General features: G+C 64.0%; 15 protein-coding genes. 4 read left to right on the plus strand and 11 right to left on the minus strand.

What is annotated here, in order from left to right; genetic code table 11:
• Positions 1–19: 19 nt before the first annotated feature.
• The 3 genes from A9762_RS10580 to A9762_RS10590 form a co-directional block, all read right to left on the minus strand.
• Positions 20–1567: a type III effector gene (locus A9762_RS10580; RefSeq protein WP_139133160.1), complete on the minus strand. Its 1548-nt coding sequence runs from the start codon at positions 1565–1567 to the stop codon at positions 20–22.
• A gap of 153 nt (positions 1568–1720) precedes the next feature.
• Positions 1721–3094 carry a sensor histidine kinase gene (locus A9762_RS10585; protein WP_069342001.1) on the minus strand — a complete coding sequence of 458 codons (1374 nt, stop codon included), beginning with the start codon at positions 3092–3094 and terminating at the stop codon, positions 1721–1723.
• Complete coding sequence (locus tag A9762_RS10590; protein ID WP_069342002.1) at positions 3091–3753, minus strand: response regulator transcription factor; 663 nt, start codon at positions 3751–3753, stop codon at positions 3091–3093. The genes A9762_RS10585 and A9762_RS10590 overlap by 4 nt, the downstream gene beginning before the upstream one ends.
• Before the next feature lie 277 nt (positions 3754–4030).
• Here A9762_RS10590 and A9762_RS10595 point away from each other — a divergent pair, with 277 nt between their 5' ends.
• The 3 genes from A9762_RS10595 to A9762_RS10605 all read left to right on the plus strand — a co-directional run bounded on the left by A9762_RS10595 (position 4031) and on the right by A9762_RS10605 (position 6929).
• Complete coding sequence (locus tag A9762_RS10595; RefSeq protein ID WP_069342003.1) at positions 4031–4843, plus strand: ABC transporter ATP-binding protein; 813 nt, start codon at positions 4031–4033, stop codon at positions 4841–4843.
• 11 nt (positions 4844–4854) lie between these two features.
• The gene (locus A9762_RS10600; protein ID WP_069342026.1) at positions 4855–5796 is read left to right on the plus strand and encodes an ABC transporter permease; all 942 of its coding nucleotides are present in this window, start codon (positions 4855–4857) and stop codon (positions 5794–5796) included.
• A 104-nt stretch (positions 5797–5900) separates the two neighbouring features.
• On the plus strand, positions 5901–6929 hold the full coding sequence (locus A9762_RS10605; RefSeq protein ID WP_069342004.1) for an ABC transporter substrate-binding protein: 1029 nt from the start codon (positions 5901–5903) through the stop codon (positions 6927–6929).
• Positions 6930–7045: 116 nt separating this feature from the next.
• Here the strand turns inward: A9762_RS10605 and A9762_RS10610 are convergent, their stop codons facing one another.
• The 5 genes from A9762_RS10610 to grpE all read right to left on the minus strand — a co-directional run bounded on the left by A9762_RS10610 (position 7046) and on the right by grpE (position 13507).
• On the minus strand, positions 7046–9034 hold the full coding sequence (locus A9762_RS10610; RefSeq protein ID WP_069342005.1) for a chorismate-binding protein: 1989 nt from the start codon (positions 9032–9034) through the stop codon (positions 7046–7048).
• A 4-nt stretch (positions 9035–9038) separates the two neighbouring features.
• Entirely contained in the window at positions 9039–10181 is a 1143-nt protein-coding gene (gene dnaJ / locus A9762_RS10615; protein WP_069342006.1) for a molecular chaperone DnaJ, read from the minus strand.
• 126 nt (positions 10182–10307) lie between these two features.
• On the minus strand, positions 10308–12233 hold the full coding sequence (dnaK, locus tag A9762_RS10620; RefSeq protein WP_069342007.1) for a molecular chaperone DnaK: 1926 nt from the start codon (positions 12231–12233) through the stop codon (positions 10308–10310).
• A gap of 96 nt (positions 12234–12329) precedes the next feature.
• A complete protein-coding gene (locus A9762_RS10625; RefSeq protein ID WP_069342008.1) occupies positions 12330–12758 on the minus strand; it encodes a thioredoxin family protein in 429 nt (142 codons plus the stop codon).
• A gap of 203 nt (positions 12759–12961) precedes the next feature.
• On the minus strand, positions 12962–13507 hold the full coding sequence (gene grpE / locus A9762_RS10630) for a nucleotide exchange factor GrpE (protein ID WP_069342009.1): 546 nt from the start codon (positions 13505–13507) through the stop codon (positions 12962–12964).
• 359 nt (positions 13508–13866) lie between these two features.
• On the opposite strand from grpE, the gene A9762_RS10635 reads away from it, so the two are divergent.
• Positions 13867–14061, plus strand: coding sequence for a hypothetical protein (locus A9762_RS10635; protein WP_343031960.1), 195 nt, complete (start codon positions 13867–13869; stop codon positions 14059–14061).
• A 227-nt stretch (positions 14062–14288) separates the two neighbouring features.
• Here A9762_RS10635 and A9762_RS10640 read toward each other — a convergent pair whose 3' ends face one another.
• From A9762_RS10640 to A9762_RS10650, 3 genes are all read right to left on the minus strand, one after another.
• Positions 14289–14690: an RNA-binding S4 domain-containing protein gene (locus tag A9762_RS10640; protein WP_069342011.1), complete on the minus strand. Its 402-nt coding sequence runs from the start codon at positions 14688–14690 to the stop codon at positions 14289–14291.
• Positions 14687–15880: a ferrochelatase gene (gene hemH, locus A9762_RS10645; RefSeq protein WP_069342012.1), complete on the minus strand. Its 1194-nt coding sequence runs from the start codon at positions 15878–15880 to the stop codon at positions 14687–14689. The genes A9762_RS10640 and hemH overlap by 4 nt, the downstream gene beginning before the upstream one ends.
• Before the next feature lie 163 nt (positions 15881–16043).
• Positions 16044–16679: a hypothetical protein gene (locus tag A9762_RS10650; protein ID WP_139133161.1), complete on the minus strand. Its 636-nt coding sequence runs from the start codon at positions 16677–16679 to the stop codon at positions 16044–16046.
• Positions 16680–16931 lie beyond the last annotated feature (252 nt).

Below are 16931 nucleotides of genomic sequence, written 5' to 3' on the forward strand. Positions count from 1 at the left end.
TTAACGCCTTCCCGAGCCCTTACCGCTTACGGGCCGCGTCGAGCACCCGGCCATCGGGCGTGACTTGCGCGAGACTGCCGCCTGCAAAATCGTACCGGAAGCTCTCGTAGTGAGAGGTCACGGGAGGACGTGCTGCCACGGTCCGCACGACTTCCGCGCTCGAGATCGTAAAGTCGTCGGTCTCGATCGGCGCTTCGAAGGCCTCAAGGTACAGGGCGTCACCCCATTGCACGGGAAGGCCGTGATTTGCCGCGCCCAGATTGACCTCGATCATGGAGTGATGGTTGTCATCGACCAGATAGCCAACTGCCATCCAGCGAACCAATTCCTTCATCTCCCGCTCTTCGCGTGCCATGCCTTCCACCGGCGCTTCCCCGGCCCTTTCCTGATGCAGACGCAACTCGCCGATCAGCCCCGGCTTAAGGAGTCTTGCCGCCGTCATGAAGCGGTCGGTGGTACCGGACGGACCCGCCACAGTCGGCTTGTTCTGCAATTGCGCATCCTTGAAAAAGCCGCTTTCTTCCTTGACCCGCCATACAAAGACGCCATTGCCGCGCATGACGAACGTCTCGTCGTCCTGGCGCGCCTGAAAGCCTTTGACCGCGCCGTCTCCACTATCCACACGATTTCTGGGATTCAGTTTCGCAAACGCAATCTCGCGCGCCGTGATGCGCTGTTCGTTGCGCAAGTCGGACGCGACCGCCCAGATGTTGTCCGCATATTCGGTCTTCTCGCGAAATTCGTTCTGTGCCCGCGTCAGACTTCCGCCGGCTCTGGCGGGATTCGTCACGACGCTCTGCCCCGCCACATGATCGACCTTCTCGTAAAGATCGACATTCTCCGAGGCATCGTGAGCGTTCTCGTTGTCGTACGTGTAAAGCGCAAGTTGATCGGGCAACGACGGTTCGTTGCGAGCGCCACGGGCAGGCGCAAACTGCCGGGTTTCGAGATACGCGATATCGACAATTGCGCTGGCCCGGTTCTTCAGTGTCGGTGACCGGTAGATCTGCTCCATCGTTTCACGGAAGTACGCGGAATTGGTCAGATTGTAAAAAGCGGTGACCTTCTCTCTGAGCGCCACTGGCTCCTGCGTATCGCGAGACGCCAGCCCCGCGTCTCCCCGTGCCTGCGACATGATTCGGCTAAAACCGCCGGCCCCCAGTTGTCCAACGACACCGAAGCTGGGCGTATCGCGCGTGTAGCTCAAGAGCATTCGTGAGGACGCGCGAAGCTCGTTATCTTCAATCAGGAGAAACAGTCGGTTCAACGTTGCCAACAGAGCGTCGGCCGTCCTGTGCGCCGCGAGACTTTCACTTGCGAAGCGCGAGATATCGGCTTCGATTTGTTGATTGCGTTCGATGTCCCCGATGCGCAAATCCACGACTTCGGGGGCGGCATGAGGTACCGCATCGGGCGGCGGTGAACGCTCATGTTGCGACGTCACGCCCACTTCATCACCGACAGTAAGGATGTGTCGGGGCAAATCAAAATTCACAACAGTCATCAGGTACTCAACTCCCAGAACGAAAATCCATCGACACCGTGGTGTGGCATTGATTTCGCTCATGAGACTCAGTACAAATTCTGTTGTTCGACTGACGTTCCGAACGTTACCTCTAATAACGTTTTCAATAATCGCCCAACGATCGCAACGGACGTCCGGCGCGCGGCAACTGTCTTGTCGATAGCAACGCCAGGTGCGTTGCCGATGGCGGCACGCTCAGCTTTGGACGGTCGCCGGTAGCGTCAGCACGACAGCGAAACCCTCGCCGGCGATATGTTCGAACGTCATCTGTCCGCCGTGCGCGTGGATCACTTCGGCGACCATTGCCAGACCGAGGCTGGCACCTTCGCGTCCATCGGCGCGCGACGAGAACGGGGTTCGCACGCGCTGCCATTCGGATTCCGGAATGCCCGAACCGTCGTCGAAGAAGCGCAAACGCCACTGGTCGTCTACACGCATCACGTCCACGTGCAGTCGATGCGGTGCACCGTACGCCAGCGCATTCATCAACACGTTCTTGATCGCTTCGCGCAGGCTCAGCGCGTCGCCGACGATCATGCACGGTTCGTCGGGGGCATTGAGCGCCACATCGATATCGCGAGTGGCGTACGAAAGCGTCTCGCGCATCGCCGTTTGCAACAGCTCGTTCAGATCGACCGGCACCGGCGCGACACTCTCGGCCCGATGCTGAACCATCGCGTGATTGATCAACTGGTGGATGAGACCGCCCAACCCGCGTGCCTGCTTCTGAATGCGTGAGATGTGCGTCTGGCGCGCGGCTTCGTCCTGCGTCTGGCTCAGCAGTTCGGCCTGCGCCGTGAGCGCCGTCACGGGCGTACGCAATTGATGCGCGGCATCGCCGATGACGCGACGCATCAACGCGCGCGACGTTGCCAGCCGGCGCATGAAGTCGTTGATCGCGCTCACGAGGGCAAGCGTCTCCGCCGGCACGGTTACGGCAAGCGGTACGAGATCGTTGGAATCGCGCTCGCGGATAGCCGCTTCAATCTGCTTGAGCGGTGCGAGCGCCTGACGCAGCGTCCACAACGCGGCGAGCATCGTCAGCACCCCGGTCGCGATGGTGATGAGCAACGTGTTGTCGGCCAGCCCACGTGTGAAACGCACGCGCGCGTTCTGCGTGTGCGCGAGTGCGACGACCGCCCACGGGTGCGCAGCGGCCACCGGCATGCGACGCCCCACGATGGCGATGCGAATCGGCATCTCCTGATAGGTGCCGTCGACCACGATCGGGCCGTCGGCGAGCTTGTCCCACGGAATCGGCGGACGGAACTCCGAATCTCCGGCCACCGAGCGGCCATTCGGATCGAGCACGGTGTAGAAGATCTGATCGCCGGGCGCGAGCGCGGAGAACGCGGCGAGCGGCACGTCGACATTCACTTCGCCGTTCTGGTACCACGTGTTTTCCGCGACCTGCAACGCGCTGCCGAGCAGCCAGCGATCGTAAGCACGGTCGACGGCCGAGCGCGTGGAGAACCAGATCCCCAGCAGCACCGCGACCACGGCAAAGGCCAGCACCGCGCCCATGCGGATGACCAGACGCAGATAGAGGGAACGGCCCGGAACGATCATGACAGCACGAGTTGGTAACCCAGACCGCGCAGCGTGCGAATCTGGAATTGCGCCGTCGCCAGCTTCTTGCGAAGCCGAGCGACGTATTGCTCGATGGCGTTGGCGTTCGGCGCAGGTTCATCGCCATACAGACGGTCCATCAGTTCGTCCTTGCCGAAGATGCGGCCCGGACGCCCCGCAAGAATTTCCAGCAGTGTCACTTCACGACGCGTCAGCTCGATCGGCTGGCCGTCGACTTCGACACCGCGACTCTTGCGATCGAGCGTGAGATTGGCACAGGTCAGACGGTTGGTGGCGTCCTGTCCCGTGCGACGCATGAGCGCCCGCACGCGCGCTTCCAGCTCGCGAAAATCGAAGGGCTTGGTGAGGTAATCGTCTGCGCCGAGGTCGAGCGCCCGCACACGTTCCTCGATCTCCGCACACGCGGTGAGCATCAGCACGCGCGTGGACAAGCCGCGCTCGCGCACGCGCTTGAGCAGTTCGAAGCCGTCGACGTGCGGCAGCATGACGTCGAGAATCAGCAAATCGTAATCGTCGCCGATGCGCTTGGCGGCTACCGCGCCATCCGTCTCGCAATCGAGGGCATGGCCAAGCTTGCGCAATTGGGTAGCAATGGCTTCGGCGACATCGGCGGTGTCTTCCACCAGCATGATGCGCATGGGGTATCTGTCTCCTTCCTTCGGCGCGGCTTGTGTGCCGCTTTCGCCCTTTCTCGTCGCGCATGCGTTGCGCCATCCGACGTCCTGAGCAGACCTGACGGTCGCATCGACGACATGCGTCCCACGGCGGCGTCCCCGGCATTCTCTAGCAATTCGCCTGCGTCTTCCTCAGTGTTTCCCCTGAATTCGGGCGTTCCGCACGCGCGATGTCAGGTTGGCTACAGGTTCGGTACTTAGTATCGAGCCGATTATAAAAGCACCTTTCAGGAGACACGCAATGCCTCATGCACATGATGCAGCCCCCCGCGCGGGCGCTGCCGGGACGACGTCGTCCGCCGTGCCGCCATTGCTCGAAATCGACGGCGTCACGCTGCAATACAAGACCGACGACTATCTCGTTACCGCCGCCCAGCAGGTGAGCTTCAACGTCTATCCGGGCGACCGGTTCGTGCTGCTCGGCCCGTCGGGCTGCGGCAAGTCGACGTTGCTCAAGGCGATCGGCGGGTACCTGCCGCCGGTTCACGGCGAGATCCGGTTGAAGGGCCGCGCGATCAGCGAACCCGGCCCGGACCGCATGATGGTCTTTCAGGAATTCGACCAGTTGCTGCCGTGGAAAACGGTACGTCAGAACGTGGAATTCGCGCTCATCGCCAGCGGTCGTCTGAAGGGACGCGAAGCCGCCGAGCGCGCCGCGCACTACATCGAGAAAGTCGGCCTCGCGAAGTTCATCGACAGCTATCCGCACACCCTTTCAGGCGGCATGAAGCAGCGCGTGTCCATCGCGCGTGGCATGGCGATGGAGCCGGACGTCCTGCTCATGGACGAACCGTTCGCCGCACTCGACGCCCTCACCCGCCGCAAGATGCAGGACGAACTGCTGCGCCTGTGGGACGACACGCGCTTCACGGTGCTGTTCGTCACGCATGGTATCGACGAAGCGATTCGCATCGGCACGCGCATTTTGCTGCTCTCGCCGCACCCCGGACAGGTCAAGGCCGAGCTCAACAGCATCGCCCCCGAACACCTCGGCACGGCGCAGCAAAGCGAGCTTGAAGCGCGCATCGACCAACTCCTGTTCGCCACTCACTGAGGATGACGACCATGAACGCTATTCCTTCGCATCCTTCGCAACACGCGTCGTCGTCCAACACCGCCGGTGCCGCCACGGCGTCGAACGCCCCCATCGAGCCGGTCTACCGCCCGGAGTTCGTGCTGGAGCCGGTGCAGGCCGAACTGTCGTCGATTCAACGCCCGCTCTCCACGTTCGAGACGCTCTACCGTCTGAGCTGGCTGCGCAAGACGGTCATTCTCTGCGTGCTCGCCATCATCTGGGAAATCTACGGCCGCTGGCTCGATAACGCCCTGCTCTTCCCGAGCTTCACCGACACCGTGGCCGCCTTCGCGAGCGGGCTGACGAGCGGGGTGCTGCTGCTGCGCGCGGCGGTCTCGCTCAAGACATTGCTCATCGGGTATGGGATCGGGATTGCGCTCGCTGCGGTGCTCACGACGGTGGCTATCAGCTCGAAGATCGGCAACGACCTGCTGGAAACCCTCACCGCGATGTTCAACCCGTTGCCCGCGATTGCGCTGCTGCCGCTCGCGCTCATCTGGTTCGGCCTCGGCAACGGCAGCGTGATCTTCGTGCTGGTGCACTCGGTGCTGTGGGCAGTCGCGCTCAACACGCACAGCGGCTTCCGTGGCGTCTCGAAGACGTTACGCATGGTCGGGCAGAACTACGGACTCAAGCGCTTTGCGCTCGTGCAGCACGTGCTGATCCCGGCCGCGTTTCCGAGCATTCTCACCGGTCTGAAAGTGGGCTGGGCCTTCGCGTGGCGCACGCTCATCGCCGCCGAACTCGTGTTCGGCGTGTCGTCGGGCTCCGGCGGTCTGGGCTGGTACATCTTCGAGAACCGTAACTCGCTGGAGACGGCCAACGTCTTCGCCGGACTGTTCTTCGTGATTCTGATCGGACTTGCGGTCGAGAACCTGCTGTTCGCGCGCATCGAAAAACGCACGTTGCACCGCTGGGGGATGCAGCACTGACACCCGGATGAGGCCGATTTTTCGGCATCGTCCGATTGACGTCCCCTTAGCCGCTTGATGAATAATTCCAACCTGAGTCAAAGAAGACCGGAGACAACCTCACCATGAATCGACGCAACTTCGCCCGTTGGGCCAGTGCCCTCACGCTCGCTGCCACGACGGCGCTCTCCACGCTCGGCAACGTCGCGCATGCCGAAGCCAGCACGGTGCGCCTGTCGCACGGTTACGGCATCCTCTATCTGCCGTTGATGGTCATGCGCGACCAGCATCTCGTCGAGAAACACGCCAAGGCGCTGGGGCTGGGCGACGTGAAGACTACCTGGACGATTCTCGACGGCGGCAATGTCATCAACGATGCGATGCTCGCCGGCAACCTCGATGTCGCAGGCACCGGCGCGCCGGGCTTCGTCACGCTGTGGTCGAAGGCGCACGGCATTCCGCGCTCGGAAGTGATCGGCCTGTCGGCCCTGTCGACCGGCCCCCTCTGGCTCAACACGAACAATCCGAACATCAAGTCGCTCAAGGACTTCACGCCGAAGGACAAGATCGCGATTCCGGGCATCAAGACGTCGCTCTCCGCCGTGCTGCTGCAAATGGCCGTGGCGAAGACCTTCGGCATCGAGAACTACGCGAAGCTCGATCCGCAGACGGTCAGCCTGAGTCATCCGGAAGCGGTAAGCGCACTGCTCTCGGGCAAGACGGAGATCACCGCGCACTTCACCTCGCCGCCGTTCTCGTATCAGGAAGTGAAGGATCCGCGCATCAAGCGTGTGCTGAATTCGACGGACGTGCTCGGCAACATCACGATCGACGTCGTGTTCGCGCCGAAGCAGTTCACGGTGCAGAATCCGAAGCTGGTGCAGGCGATTCTGGCCGCACAGGAGGAAGCTGCGGCTTACATCGCGAAGGATCACGTGGGCGCTGCGCAAACATTCCTGCGCGTGTCGAAGATGAACCTGCCGCAAGCCGAGATCGAGCAGATGCTGGCCGACCCGGGACTGCAATTCACGACCACGCCGAACGGCCTGATGCAGTACGTGGAGTTCATGGGACGCGCGGGCACGATCAAGACGCGCCCGACGAAATGGAGCGACCTGTTCGTGCCGCAAATGGCGGCGCGTCAGGGGAGCTGAGGCGGCGTCTGAGACTGACCGAGGCCGGCTAAGAATGACTGCGGCTGGCTAAGACTGACTGAGGCGGGTAAGCGGCCTCCCGAGGGGCTCGGGACGCCGCTACCACCCCTACGTCGTTAAGCCACAACCGTCCCCGAGAGGGTGGCGGGCAAGACACCGCGCAGGGCATTGCAGACGACAATGGCCTGCGCCGAGAGCAGGTCCTCGCGCGTGATCACGGCTTCCACTGCGGCCCACGCCGGATCGTGCAGCATGACGCTGCGCATCACGCCGGGCAGCACACCCGACGACAGCGGTGGCGTCGTCCAGATGCCCTGACGCTTGACGAAGACGGAGCTTCGCCCGCCTTCGGTCAACTCGCCCCGGTCGTTGAAGAACAGCACGTCGAACGCGCCTTGTGCTTCGGCCGCTTTCCATGCGGCGTCGTACCGTGCGCGCACCGTGGTCTTGTGGCGCAGAAACAGATCGTCCGCCCGTGTGGGGCTCGCGGCATCGGCCAGCAACACGGTGACGCCGTTGCCCGGAAGCGGTTTGAGCACACCGCGCGTGATCGACGCCGTGCCGTCGTGGGACAACGCGAGACGCACCCGATGCATCTCGTCCTCGTTCAACGTCGCGACGACGGCGTCGAGTTGCGCGCGCAGCGCGGCTTCGTCGAACCGGAAGCCGAAATAGTGTGCCGACGCCTGCAAACGTGCCAGATGCCGCGCGAGATGCGCCACACCGGACGCACGCATCGCCTGCATCGTCTCGAAGATCTCGAAGCCCGGATCGAGCGCGCTCAGGAAGCGCGCCTTGAGTTTGCACTCCTCGCGCTCTTCCGCAGCCTGGCTGTCGAGCACGATGCCTGCGCCCACGCCGAGCCTGCCGCGACGCATGCCGCGCACATCGGGTGCGTCGAGTTCGAGTGTGCGAATGGCCACCGACAGACAGAAGTCGCCCAGCGCCTGCGGGTCGTCGGTGCGAGCGTCGAGCCAGCCGATCGCGCCCGTGTAGAGACCGCGCGGCGAGGCTTCGAGCTGGCCGATCAACTGCATCGTGCGATGCTTCGGGGCACCGGTAATCGAACCGCAGGGGAAGAGTGCGCGCAGCACGTCGGCGAAGGTTGTGGTGTTCGGCAGCGATGCCGTGACCGTCGACGTCATTTGCAGAACGCTTGCGAAGCGCGTCACTTCGAACAGCTTCGGCACCTTGACCGAACCTGAGACGGCGAGACGGCCGAGATCGTTGCGCAGCAGGTCGACGATCATCAGATTCTCGGCGCGGTTCTTGTCGTCCGCCGCGAGATCGGCACTACGTTGCGCGTCGATGGCCGCGTCGCCACATGCCGGCGCCGTCCCCTTCATCGGACGCGCTTCGACCTGCCCGCGCGAATGGCGGAGGAACAACTCGGGCGACAGCGAGAGAATTGCTCGTCCCGACAAACCCCGTGCGCCGGGCAACATCACCAGCGCGCCATACGGCACCGGCTGACGCGCACGCAGACGGCGGTACAACGCGATGGGTGAGCCGAACGTGTCGAAGTTCAGGCGATAGGTGTAGTTGATCTGATAGCACTCGCCTTGCGAGAGCCATTCGTGGATGCGCGAGATGGCGTCGTCGAACGCCGCGTCGCTGACGTCCGCCTGCAAAGCGCCAATCCCGGCGACACCGGGGGATGCGAGCGCCGACGTGTTCTGCGTGTTCGACGCGAGCGTTGGATTCGCCGTGTTCATCGTTCCCGACGTACCGGCCACTGACGGCGATACCCCACTGCCATCGTCGCCCGCAGGCATCGCTTCCTGACGCGCCAGCCACGCCTGCGGCTGCATCGCGTCGAGCCGCTGCAAATCTGCGAACAGCAGCGCGCGCAACTGCCCCGGCGCACGACGCGTCGCCACCGTGTGCACGCCGTTCGCGCGCACACCGAATTCGTAATCGATCAGCAGCACGGCATGCAAGCCGTGACGTGTGGCGTCTTCCACTTCGCGAAGCGCGTCGGAAAGCACACCGGGCTCGTCGCAAGTCACCTCGCGTACGAGCCCGGTATACAGACGCGCCCCACCGGCCGGGTCCGCGCTGTCGTCCAACAGCGCGAACGCGGCCATAGGCGCTTCGGTTTGCATGGAATTACTCGAAGAACTGCTTCACGCGGTCGAACCAGCCCTTCGACTGCGGGCTGTGACGCGCACCGCCTTCCTTCAGGGATGCATCGAAGTCACGCAGCATTTGCTTCTGGGCATCGTTGAGCTTGACCGGCGTTTCCACCTGCACGTGAACGTACAGATCGCCCGGGTAGCTCGCGCGCAGCCCCTTGATACCCTTGCCGCGCAGTCGGAACGTCTTGCCCGTCTGCGTGCCTTCCGGTACTTCGAAGGTGGCCTTGCCGTGCAGCGTCGGTGCGTCGATATCGCCGCCCAGCGCCGCCGTGGCGAACGAAATCGGCATCTGGCAGTGCAGATCGTCGCCGTCGCGCTCGAACACGTTGTGCGCCTTGATGTGGATTTCCACATACAGGTCGCCCGCCGGACCGCCATTCACACCCGGTTCGCCGTTGCCGGACGAACGGATACGCATGCCGTCTTCGATACCCGCCGGGATCTTGATCTCCAGCGTCTTGGTCTTCTTGATCTTGCCCGAGCCGTGGCAGTTCGTGCAGGGCTCAGGAATGTACGAGCCGGTGCCGTGGCACTTCGGGCAGGTCTGCTGAACGCTGAAGAAGCCCTGCGACATGCGCACGGAACCCGCACCGTTACAGGTCGGGCAGGTCTCGGGCTTGGTGCCCGGCTTCGCGCCGTTGCCGTGACAGACTTCGCACTCTTCCCAGCTCGGCACGCGAATCTGCGTGTCGAAGCCGTTCGCCGCCTGCTCGAGCGTGATCTCCATGTTGTAGCGCAGATCCGCACCGCGATACACCTGAGGGCCACCACGGCCGCCACGGCCACCGGGGCCGCCCTGACCGAAGATGTCGCCGAAGATGTCGCCGAACGCATCGGCGAAGCCGCCGAAGCCCTGACCGCCGGCACCGCCGAAGCCGCCCATGCTCGGGTCCACGCCCGCATGACCGTACTGGTCGTACGCAGCACGCTTCTCCGGCTCGGAGAGCATCTCGTAGGCCTCTTTGACCTCTTTGAACTTGTCTTCGGCGTCTTTGCTGTCCGGATTGCGGTCCGGGTGATACTTCATCGCCAGCTTGCGATACGCCTTCTTGATCTCGTCGTCCGAGGCGTTCTTGGCGACGCCAAGGACTTCGTAGTAATCACGTTTGGCCATAACTCTTTCCAATGTTGGCGCATGTCGCCATCAGGCAAAAAGCCGGGTCGACATTCCCCTTGCGGAGAACCTCGATACCCGGCCCACACGCGAAGCCCCGGCGGGGCCCCGCGCGCCATGCACGCTTTACTTCTTGTCGTTGACTTCCTTCACTTCGGCGTCGACGACGTTATCGTCATGCGGCTTGCCTTGCTCGGCACCTGCGGCACCCGCAGCACCGGCTTGCGCCTGCATGTCGGCATACATCTTCTCGCCGAGCTTCTGGCTGGCGGTACCCAGCGCTTCGACCTTGGCATCGATGTCCGCCTTGTCCGAACCACGCAGGGCGTCTTCCAGTGCCGTGATGGCCGATTCGATGGCTTCCTTCTCCGAAGCTTCGATCTTGTCGCCGTACTCGGTCAGCGCCTTGCGGGTGCTGTGCACCAGCGCGTCGCCCTGGTTGCGGGAATCCGCCAGCTCGCGCGCCTTCTTGTCTTCTTCGGCGTTCAGCTCGGCGTCCTTCACCATTTGCTCGATTTCAGCGTCCGACAGGCCCGAGTTCGCCTTGATGACGATCTTGTTTTCCTTGCCGGTTGCCTTGTCCTTCGCGCCAACGTGCAGAATGCCGTTCGCGTCGATGTCGAAGGTCACTTCGATCTGCGGCGTGCCACGTGCGGCGGGCGGAATGCCCTCGAGGTTGAACTCGCCCAGCGACTTGTTGCCGGCGGCCATCTCGCGCTCACCCTGATACACCTTGATCGTCACGGCCGGCTGGTTGTCGTCCGCCGTCGAGAACACTTGCGAGTGCTTCGTCGGGATCGTGGTGTTCTTCGTGATCATCTTCGTCATCACGCCGCCCAGCGTCTCGATACCGAGCGAAAGCGGGGTCACGTCGAGCAGCAGCACATCCTTACGGTCGCCCGAGAGGACCGAGCCCTGAATCGAGGCACCTGCGGCCACGGCTTCATCCGGGTTCACGTCCTTGCGCGGATCCTTGCCGAAGAACTCCTTCACCTTCTCCTGCACCTTCGGCATACGGGTCATACCGCCGACCAGAATCACGTCGTCGATGTCGCTGACCTTCACGCCGGCATCCTTGATGGCGGTGCGGCACGGTTCGATCGTGCGCGAGATCAGATCTTCGACCAGCGCTTCGAGCTTGGCGCGCGTGATCTTCAGGTTCAAGTGCTTCGGACCCGAGGCGTCCGCCGTGATGTACGGCAGGTTGATTTCGGTCTGCTGGCTCGACGACAGTTCGATCTTGGCCTTTTCGGCAGCTTCCTTCAGGCGTTGCAGCGCCAGCACGTCCTTCGACAGATCGACGCCTTGTTCCTTCTTGAACTCGCCGATGATGTAGTCGATGATGCGCTGGTCGAAGTCTTCACCGCCCAGGAACGTGTCGCCGTTGGTCGACAGCACTTCGAACTGGTGTTCGCCGTCCACATCCGCGATTTCGATGATCGAGATGTCGAACGTGCCGCCACCCAGGTCATACACCGCGATCTTGCGGTCGCCGCCTTCCTTCTTGTCCAGACCGAATGCCAGTGCGGCAGCCGTCGGCTCGTTGATGATGCGCTTGACTTCCAGACCGGCGATACGGCCGGCGTCCTTCGTGGCCTGACGCTGGCTGTCGTTGAAGTAGGCCGGCACCGTGATCACGGCTTCCGTGACCGGCTCGCCCAGGTAGTCCTCGGCGGTCTTCTTCATCTTGCGCAGCACTTCAGCGGAAATCTGCGGCGGGGCCAGCTTCTGGTCGCGCGCTTCCACCCAGGCGTCGCCGTTGTCGGCCTTGACGATCTTGTAGGGCATCAGCGAGATGTCCTTCTGCACTTCCTTTTCTTCGAAGCGGCGGCCGATCAGGCGCTTGACTGCGTACAGCGTGTTCTTCGGATTGGTCACGGCCTGACGTTTGGCCGGTGCACCGACGAGGATTTCACCGTCGTCCATGTAGGCGATGATCGACGGCGTGGTGCGAGCACCTTCCGCGTTTTCGATGATCTTGACCTGATTGCCTTCCATGACGGCCACGCACGAGTTCGTGGTGCCCAAGTCGATACCGATGATTTTGCCCATATTAATTTCTCCTAGCGTCCTTTGCGTCTTTCCGTTGGGCGTGTTGCCCATTCAATTCATTGATCTGCACGAGATATGGGTGCAGCCAGGAACATTTCAAGACCCTTCTTGCAGCCCGGTTTTGCCCCCCGCTGCCGCGATCTTGTCGCGCGCCGCGGCCACCGCCAGCCGGAACTGGGGCAGGCCCTGCCAGCCGGTCGCCCGGCCCAGCTTCTTCCCTGCGTGGAAGAAGAAAAACGTGGGCACCCCATGCAGGGCGAAGCGGCGTCCGAGGGCCATGTCGGCGTACACGTTGGCGTGAAACCAACGCAGCCCCAGCGCTTCGATGGCTTCGCGTTGCGCCAGCATGGCCTTCTTGGCGACCTCGCAGTTGAAACAGTCGACGCCCCAGAAAAACACGACGGCGAGGTCATCCCCCGCCTCGCGTAGCCCGTCGTCGAACGTCCCGGCGGTCAGCTCGCGCATCGAAAACGCCTCGAATGCCGCGCCGTCCACACCTTTCATGCCCGGAAGATCGCCTGCCATGATGGTAAGTCTCGAATGTCCGTCTGCCCGTCTGCTCCGGCCGCCGCGTCGGTGTTGACCCCGGCCGCCCGTGCCTGCCGTCCCGCCTTGTTCCGGCCCACCCCGGCCATTACCGGGAGTCCGAAGCTTGCCATGATGTCATGACATGAAACCCCGAAGTCCGATGCCGATTGGCCGGACCGGACGGCCGGACAGCGTCGTGCTTACTTGCCTGCCGCGACGGTCACGAGTGCCGGACGCAGTACGCGGTCGGCAATCAGATAACCCTTTTGCAGCACGGCCACCACGGTATTCGGCTCCTGATCGGCCGGCACCATCGAGATGGCCTGATGTTGATGCGGATCGAACTTCGCGCCGGCCGGGTCGATGACCGAGACCTTGCTGCGCTCCAGCGCCGAGACCAGTTGGCGCAGGGTCAGGGCGACGCCCTCCTGCAGCTTGGCCACGTCGCCGCTCTTGTCGGCGGCAGCGGCTTCCAGGCTGTCGATGACCGGCAGGAGGTTCTCGGCAAAGCTCTCGACCGCGAATTTACGGGCCTTGGACACTTCCTCTTCCGCACGGCGGCGGATGTTTTCCATCTCGGCGCGGGCGCGCAGCGCTTCGTCGCGCAGTCCCGCCGCTTCAGCCTGAGCCGCCTGGAGCTGCGCCTCGACCGAGGGCAGCGCGTCGTTCGCGCCCGCAGCGTCGGTCGGGGCCGCTTCGGCCTGGGACGGAATCGGCTGATCGGGGGTGTTTTGCTGTTCAGTCATGAGCTTGAGTCGTCAAAAGGTTCTTGCAGCGCACCACGACGATGCGCCACCGGTTCAAATCCCTTTGGATAGTAGGGGCGTTCACACCGATTTCAAGAGCTGGCGGGCATTCTGTGCGCCATGTCGGTGCGCGCGGCGTGCCGGTAAATATCCGGTTACACGCGTTACGAGTCCTCTATTGTATCGGCCGTTGCTGCGACCTAACATGAATAACGGTCCGGTTGATGGAAGTGCCTTGGTTGGATTTGTCGCTTGCCCTGGTCGATGACATCGTCGATGCCATTGACTCACTCGATCTCCGGGCCCGGCCGCTCACCGGGCAACCTCGCGTCCGGTGAAGTGTTCTTAAGGAGCGCATCATGAAGCTGCCACTGGCTGTTGTCTTCATCCTTGCGTTGGTGACGACGGTAACGATCACGATCTGCTTGTCCGGCGCAGTGACCCGGCGCGACACCGAGTACGGTGGCGTGCGGGCCGTGCTGCATCACTTTGTGGAAATGCCGGGCATGCCGGGACATTCGTCGAGTTCGAATTCCGGAATCCCATCGCGTTGATCGCCTCCGGGGTGCATGACCCTTGCGGTCGTGCGCGGTGCCGTTCCCCGGGCGGTTCCGTCCATCGCGGAACCACTGATTTTCGCTCCCTCCCCCCGCCCGCCGCTGCGCGTTTCGCCAGCGGCGGCGTTCATTCAGGCGCCCGTTCCAGCGATCATTGCGGCGTTCATCCCCCCGTTGAGGGCGATGACAAGCGACTTGAAACCGACGCGAGACCGGGCTTCGGCCTACTCGCCCACGCCGCCGAGACGCCGCCGGTCCCGCTTCGTCGGACGTCCATGCATCTGCGCGGCGGGCTCCTGATACAGACGCCGGCGCTCATGCTCGTCGGCACGCGCCTGAACACTCGCTTCCGTCTCTTCGTACAGCGACTGCGCCACCGGCGCCGAGCCGCGAACCTCCGCGATGGCCTTTACCCGGACTTCCCAGCGCGTGCTGCCGTTGTCCACGGACACCACGTCGCCCGGACGCACGTCACGCGCCGGTTTGACCCGCGCTTCGTTGCACAGCACACGGCCCCGGTCGACGGCCTGCGTAGCTAGCGAACGCGTCTTGAAGAAGCGCGCCGCCCACAACCATTTGTCGATCCGCGTGGCTGCGTGCGGAGAATCGTCGACCTTGACCGTCACGTGCGTGCTCCTTGCTCACCCTGACTTTGCATCTGTTCCTGTGCCGCGGCCGCGGCGGCCGCACTGGCTTCCTCGAACGCCGCCACGGCGGCGACCTGACGCTGACGGGTCGATGCCACCGCTGCGGCCGACGCCTCGGCCTCACCCTGCGGCGAAAGCACCGGCCAGCCTTGCAGATGGCGTGCCGCGATCTCGCCCAACGCCGTGATCCATGCGCTCGCGCCGTTCAGACACGGGATGAAGTGGAACGACTTGCCGCCCGCCGTCAGATATGCATGGCGGCCTTCCATGTTGATTTCTTCGAGCGTCTCGAGGCAGTCGGACGTGAAGCCCGGGCAGAAAACGTCCACACGCGGCGTACCGCCACGACCGAGTTCTTCGAGCGTCGGCGCGGTGTAAGGCTGAAGCCATTCGGCCTTGCCAAAGCGTGACTGGAACGTGAGGCGGCAGGTCGTCTCGTCCAGACCGAGCGCCGCCGCGAGCAGACGCGCCGTCTTCACGCACTGATCGTGATACGGATCGCCGAGGTCGAGCGTGCGGCGCGGCACGCCGTGGAAGCTCAGCAGCAGACGCTCACCCGCCGCGAAATCCGGCCGTCCGTGTTGCTGCCAGTAGCCTTCGACCTGCTGACGCAGCGCCTCGATGTACGCCGGGTGATCGTGATAGTCCCGCACGGTGCGCACGTCCGGCTGGTTACGCAAACGTCCGAGCACGCGGAACACGGCGTCGCTGGCGGTCGCCGTCGTGCTGCTCGAATACTGCGGGTAGAGCGGCAGGACGAGAATTCGCTCGACGCCGTTCTGGCGCAGGGCTCGAATGCGCTCGGGAATCGACGGATTGCCGTAGCGCATGGCGTAATCGACCACGACGTCGTAGTCGTTCGCATGCAGCAGCGCGCGCAGGGCGTTCGTCTGATGTTCGGTGTTGACTTTGAGGGGCGAGCCGTCGCGGGTCCAGACCGTGGCGTACTTCTGGGCAGACGAACGCGAACGGAACGGCAGAATCACCAGCCGCAGCAGCGGTTGCCATACCCACGGCGGGATTTCTACGACACGCGGGTCCGAGAGGAACTCGCGCAAGTATCGGCGCACGGCCGCAGGACGCGGCTCGTCGGGCGTGCCGAGGTTGATCAGCAGTACGGCGGTCTTGCCGGACTGGCCATGCGAAATGGGTTCGGGATCGAAGCGCATGGAGCGTACTTTACCGCAAACGCGGCGCAAATCCGGTGGGTGAGATGCGCGAAATGACCGCCAGGATGGGCCAGGGGACGGCCAACAACCAGCCCTTGGCCCATATGACGGATATCAGGCAGATGTCGGCGGATCGCCGCGAATCACCGCGATTCGCGATTCATCAGCCGTGCCGCGGCGCGTCGTCACGGGAGGGACGATGTTCCGCGCTGGGGTGTTCGTCATGATGAACCGCCCCGTGCGAGCCCTCCGGCCGGTTCTCCCGGGGCGCCTGTTGCGGGTGCTCCTGCGGTTGCGGATGCGGCTGAGCCTGCGGACGCTCCGGTTGCGCCTGAGGCCTCGGCGCCGGTGCCGCCCGCTCGACCTGCGGCTCGGGGCGCGGCTGGGCACGTTCCTGCGGCGGCGCGCGTTGCGGCTCGGGACGCGGCTGCACGCGCTCGACCGGTGGTTGGGGTTGCGGTTGCGCACGCGGCTGAAGCTGCTGCGGTTCCGGGCGCGGTTGCGTCTGCCATTGCTGAGGACGGCGCGCCGGCTCGGCGGCTTCAGGCTGCACGCGCTGCTGCGGCGGCGGCGCAGGCTGAGCGCCACGCCCTTCGGGTTGCGCCACGGCCGGTGGCGGCGACTGGCGGCGGGTCTGCATGTCGCGCTGCGCGGCCTCGTGCCCCGGCTGGGGAACGGCCTGCGGTGCCTCGACACGTGCCCCCGGCTGACCTTGGCCGCTCACGCCCGGCGGATGAGGTACGCCGGATGGCGCCGCCTGCTCTGTCCGTCCATTGCGGTCATTCGGTTGGGCCTGCACCGCCGGCTGTCCCGGATGATTCTGATAATTACCGTGCCCCGGATAGGCGGGATAGCCCGGCTCATTAGGTGCCCCCGGAACTCCCGGAACTCCCGGCACACCGGGCTGCCCCGGAACCCCGGCGTGACCGGGCGCGCCCGGCACCCCTGGCTGGCCGGGGACACCCGGCGCGCCATGCATCGGCGGGACGGCCCCCGTCGCCGGAAGTCCGCCGTGCGCGGGCGTCGCCCCCAACGCGCCGGTCGGCCCCAA

The sequence above is a fragment of the Pandoraea sp. ISTKB genome (genome assembly GCF_001721285.1).
Taxonomy (GTDB): Bacteria; Pseudomonadota; Gammaproteobacteria; order Burkholderiales; family Burkholderiaceae; genus Pandoraea; species Pandoraea capi.

Excerpts from the sequence above, each read along its gene's own strand:
- hemH (WP_069342012.1), bottom strand. The coding sequence starts at position 15,880 with ATGCGCTTCGATCCCGAACCCATTTCGCATGGCCAGTCCGGCAAGACC.
- A9762_RS10600 (WP_069342026.1), top strand. The coding sequence starts at position 4,855 with ATGAACGCTATTCCTTCGCATCCTTCGCAACACGCGTCGTCGTCCAAC.
- A9762_RS10625 (WP_069342008.1), bottom strand. The coding sequence starts at position 12,758 with ATGGCAGGCGATCTTCCGGGCATGAAAGGTGTGGACGGCGCGGCATTC.
- A9762_RS10610 (WP_069342005.1), bottom strand. The coding sequence starts at position 9,034 with ATGCAAACCGAAGCGCCTATGGCCGCGTTCGCGCTGTTGGACGACAGC.
- A9762_RS10605 (WP_069342004.1), top strand. The coding sequence starts at position 5,901 with ATGAATCGACGCAACTTCGCCCGTTGGGCCAGTGCCCTCACGCTCGCT.
- A9762_RS10580 (WP_139133160.1), bottom strand. The coding sequence starts at position 1,567 with ATGAGCGAAATCAATGCCACACCACGGTGTCGATGGATTTTCGTTCTG.
- dnaK (WP_069342007.1), bottom strand. The coding sequence starts at position 12,233 with ATGGGCAAAATCATCGGTATCGACTTGGGCACCACGAACTCGTGCGTG.
- dnaJ (WP_069342006.1), bottom strand. The coding sequence starts at position 10,181 with ATGGCCAAACGTGATTACTACGAAGTCCTTGGCGTCGCCAAGAACGCC.
- A9762_RS10635 (WP_343031960.1), top strand. The coding sequence starts at position 13,867 with ATGAAGCTGCCACTGGCTGTTGTCTTCATCCTTGCGTTGGTGACGACG.
- grpE (WP_069342009.1), bottom strand. The coding sequence starts at position 13,507 with ATGACTGAACAGCAAAACACCCCCGATCAGCCGATTCCGTCCCAGGCC.
- A9762_RS10595 (WP_069342003.1), top strand. The coding sequence starts at position 4,031 with ATGCCTCATGCACATGATGCAGCCCCCCGCGCGGGCGCTGCCGGGACG.
- A9762_RS10590 (WP_069342002.1), bottom strand. The coding sequence starts at position 3,753 with ATGCGCATCATGCTGGTGGAAGACACCGCCGATGTCGCCGAAGCCATT.
- A9762_RS10585 (WP_069342001.1), bottom strand. The coding sequence starts at position 3,094 with ATGATCGTTCCGGGCCGTTCCCTCTATCTGCGTCTGGTCATCCGCATG.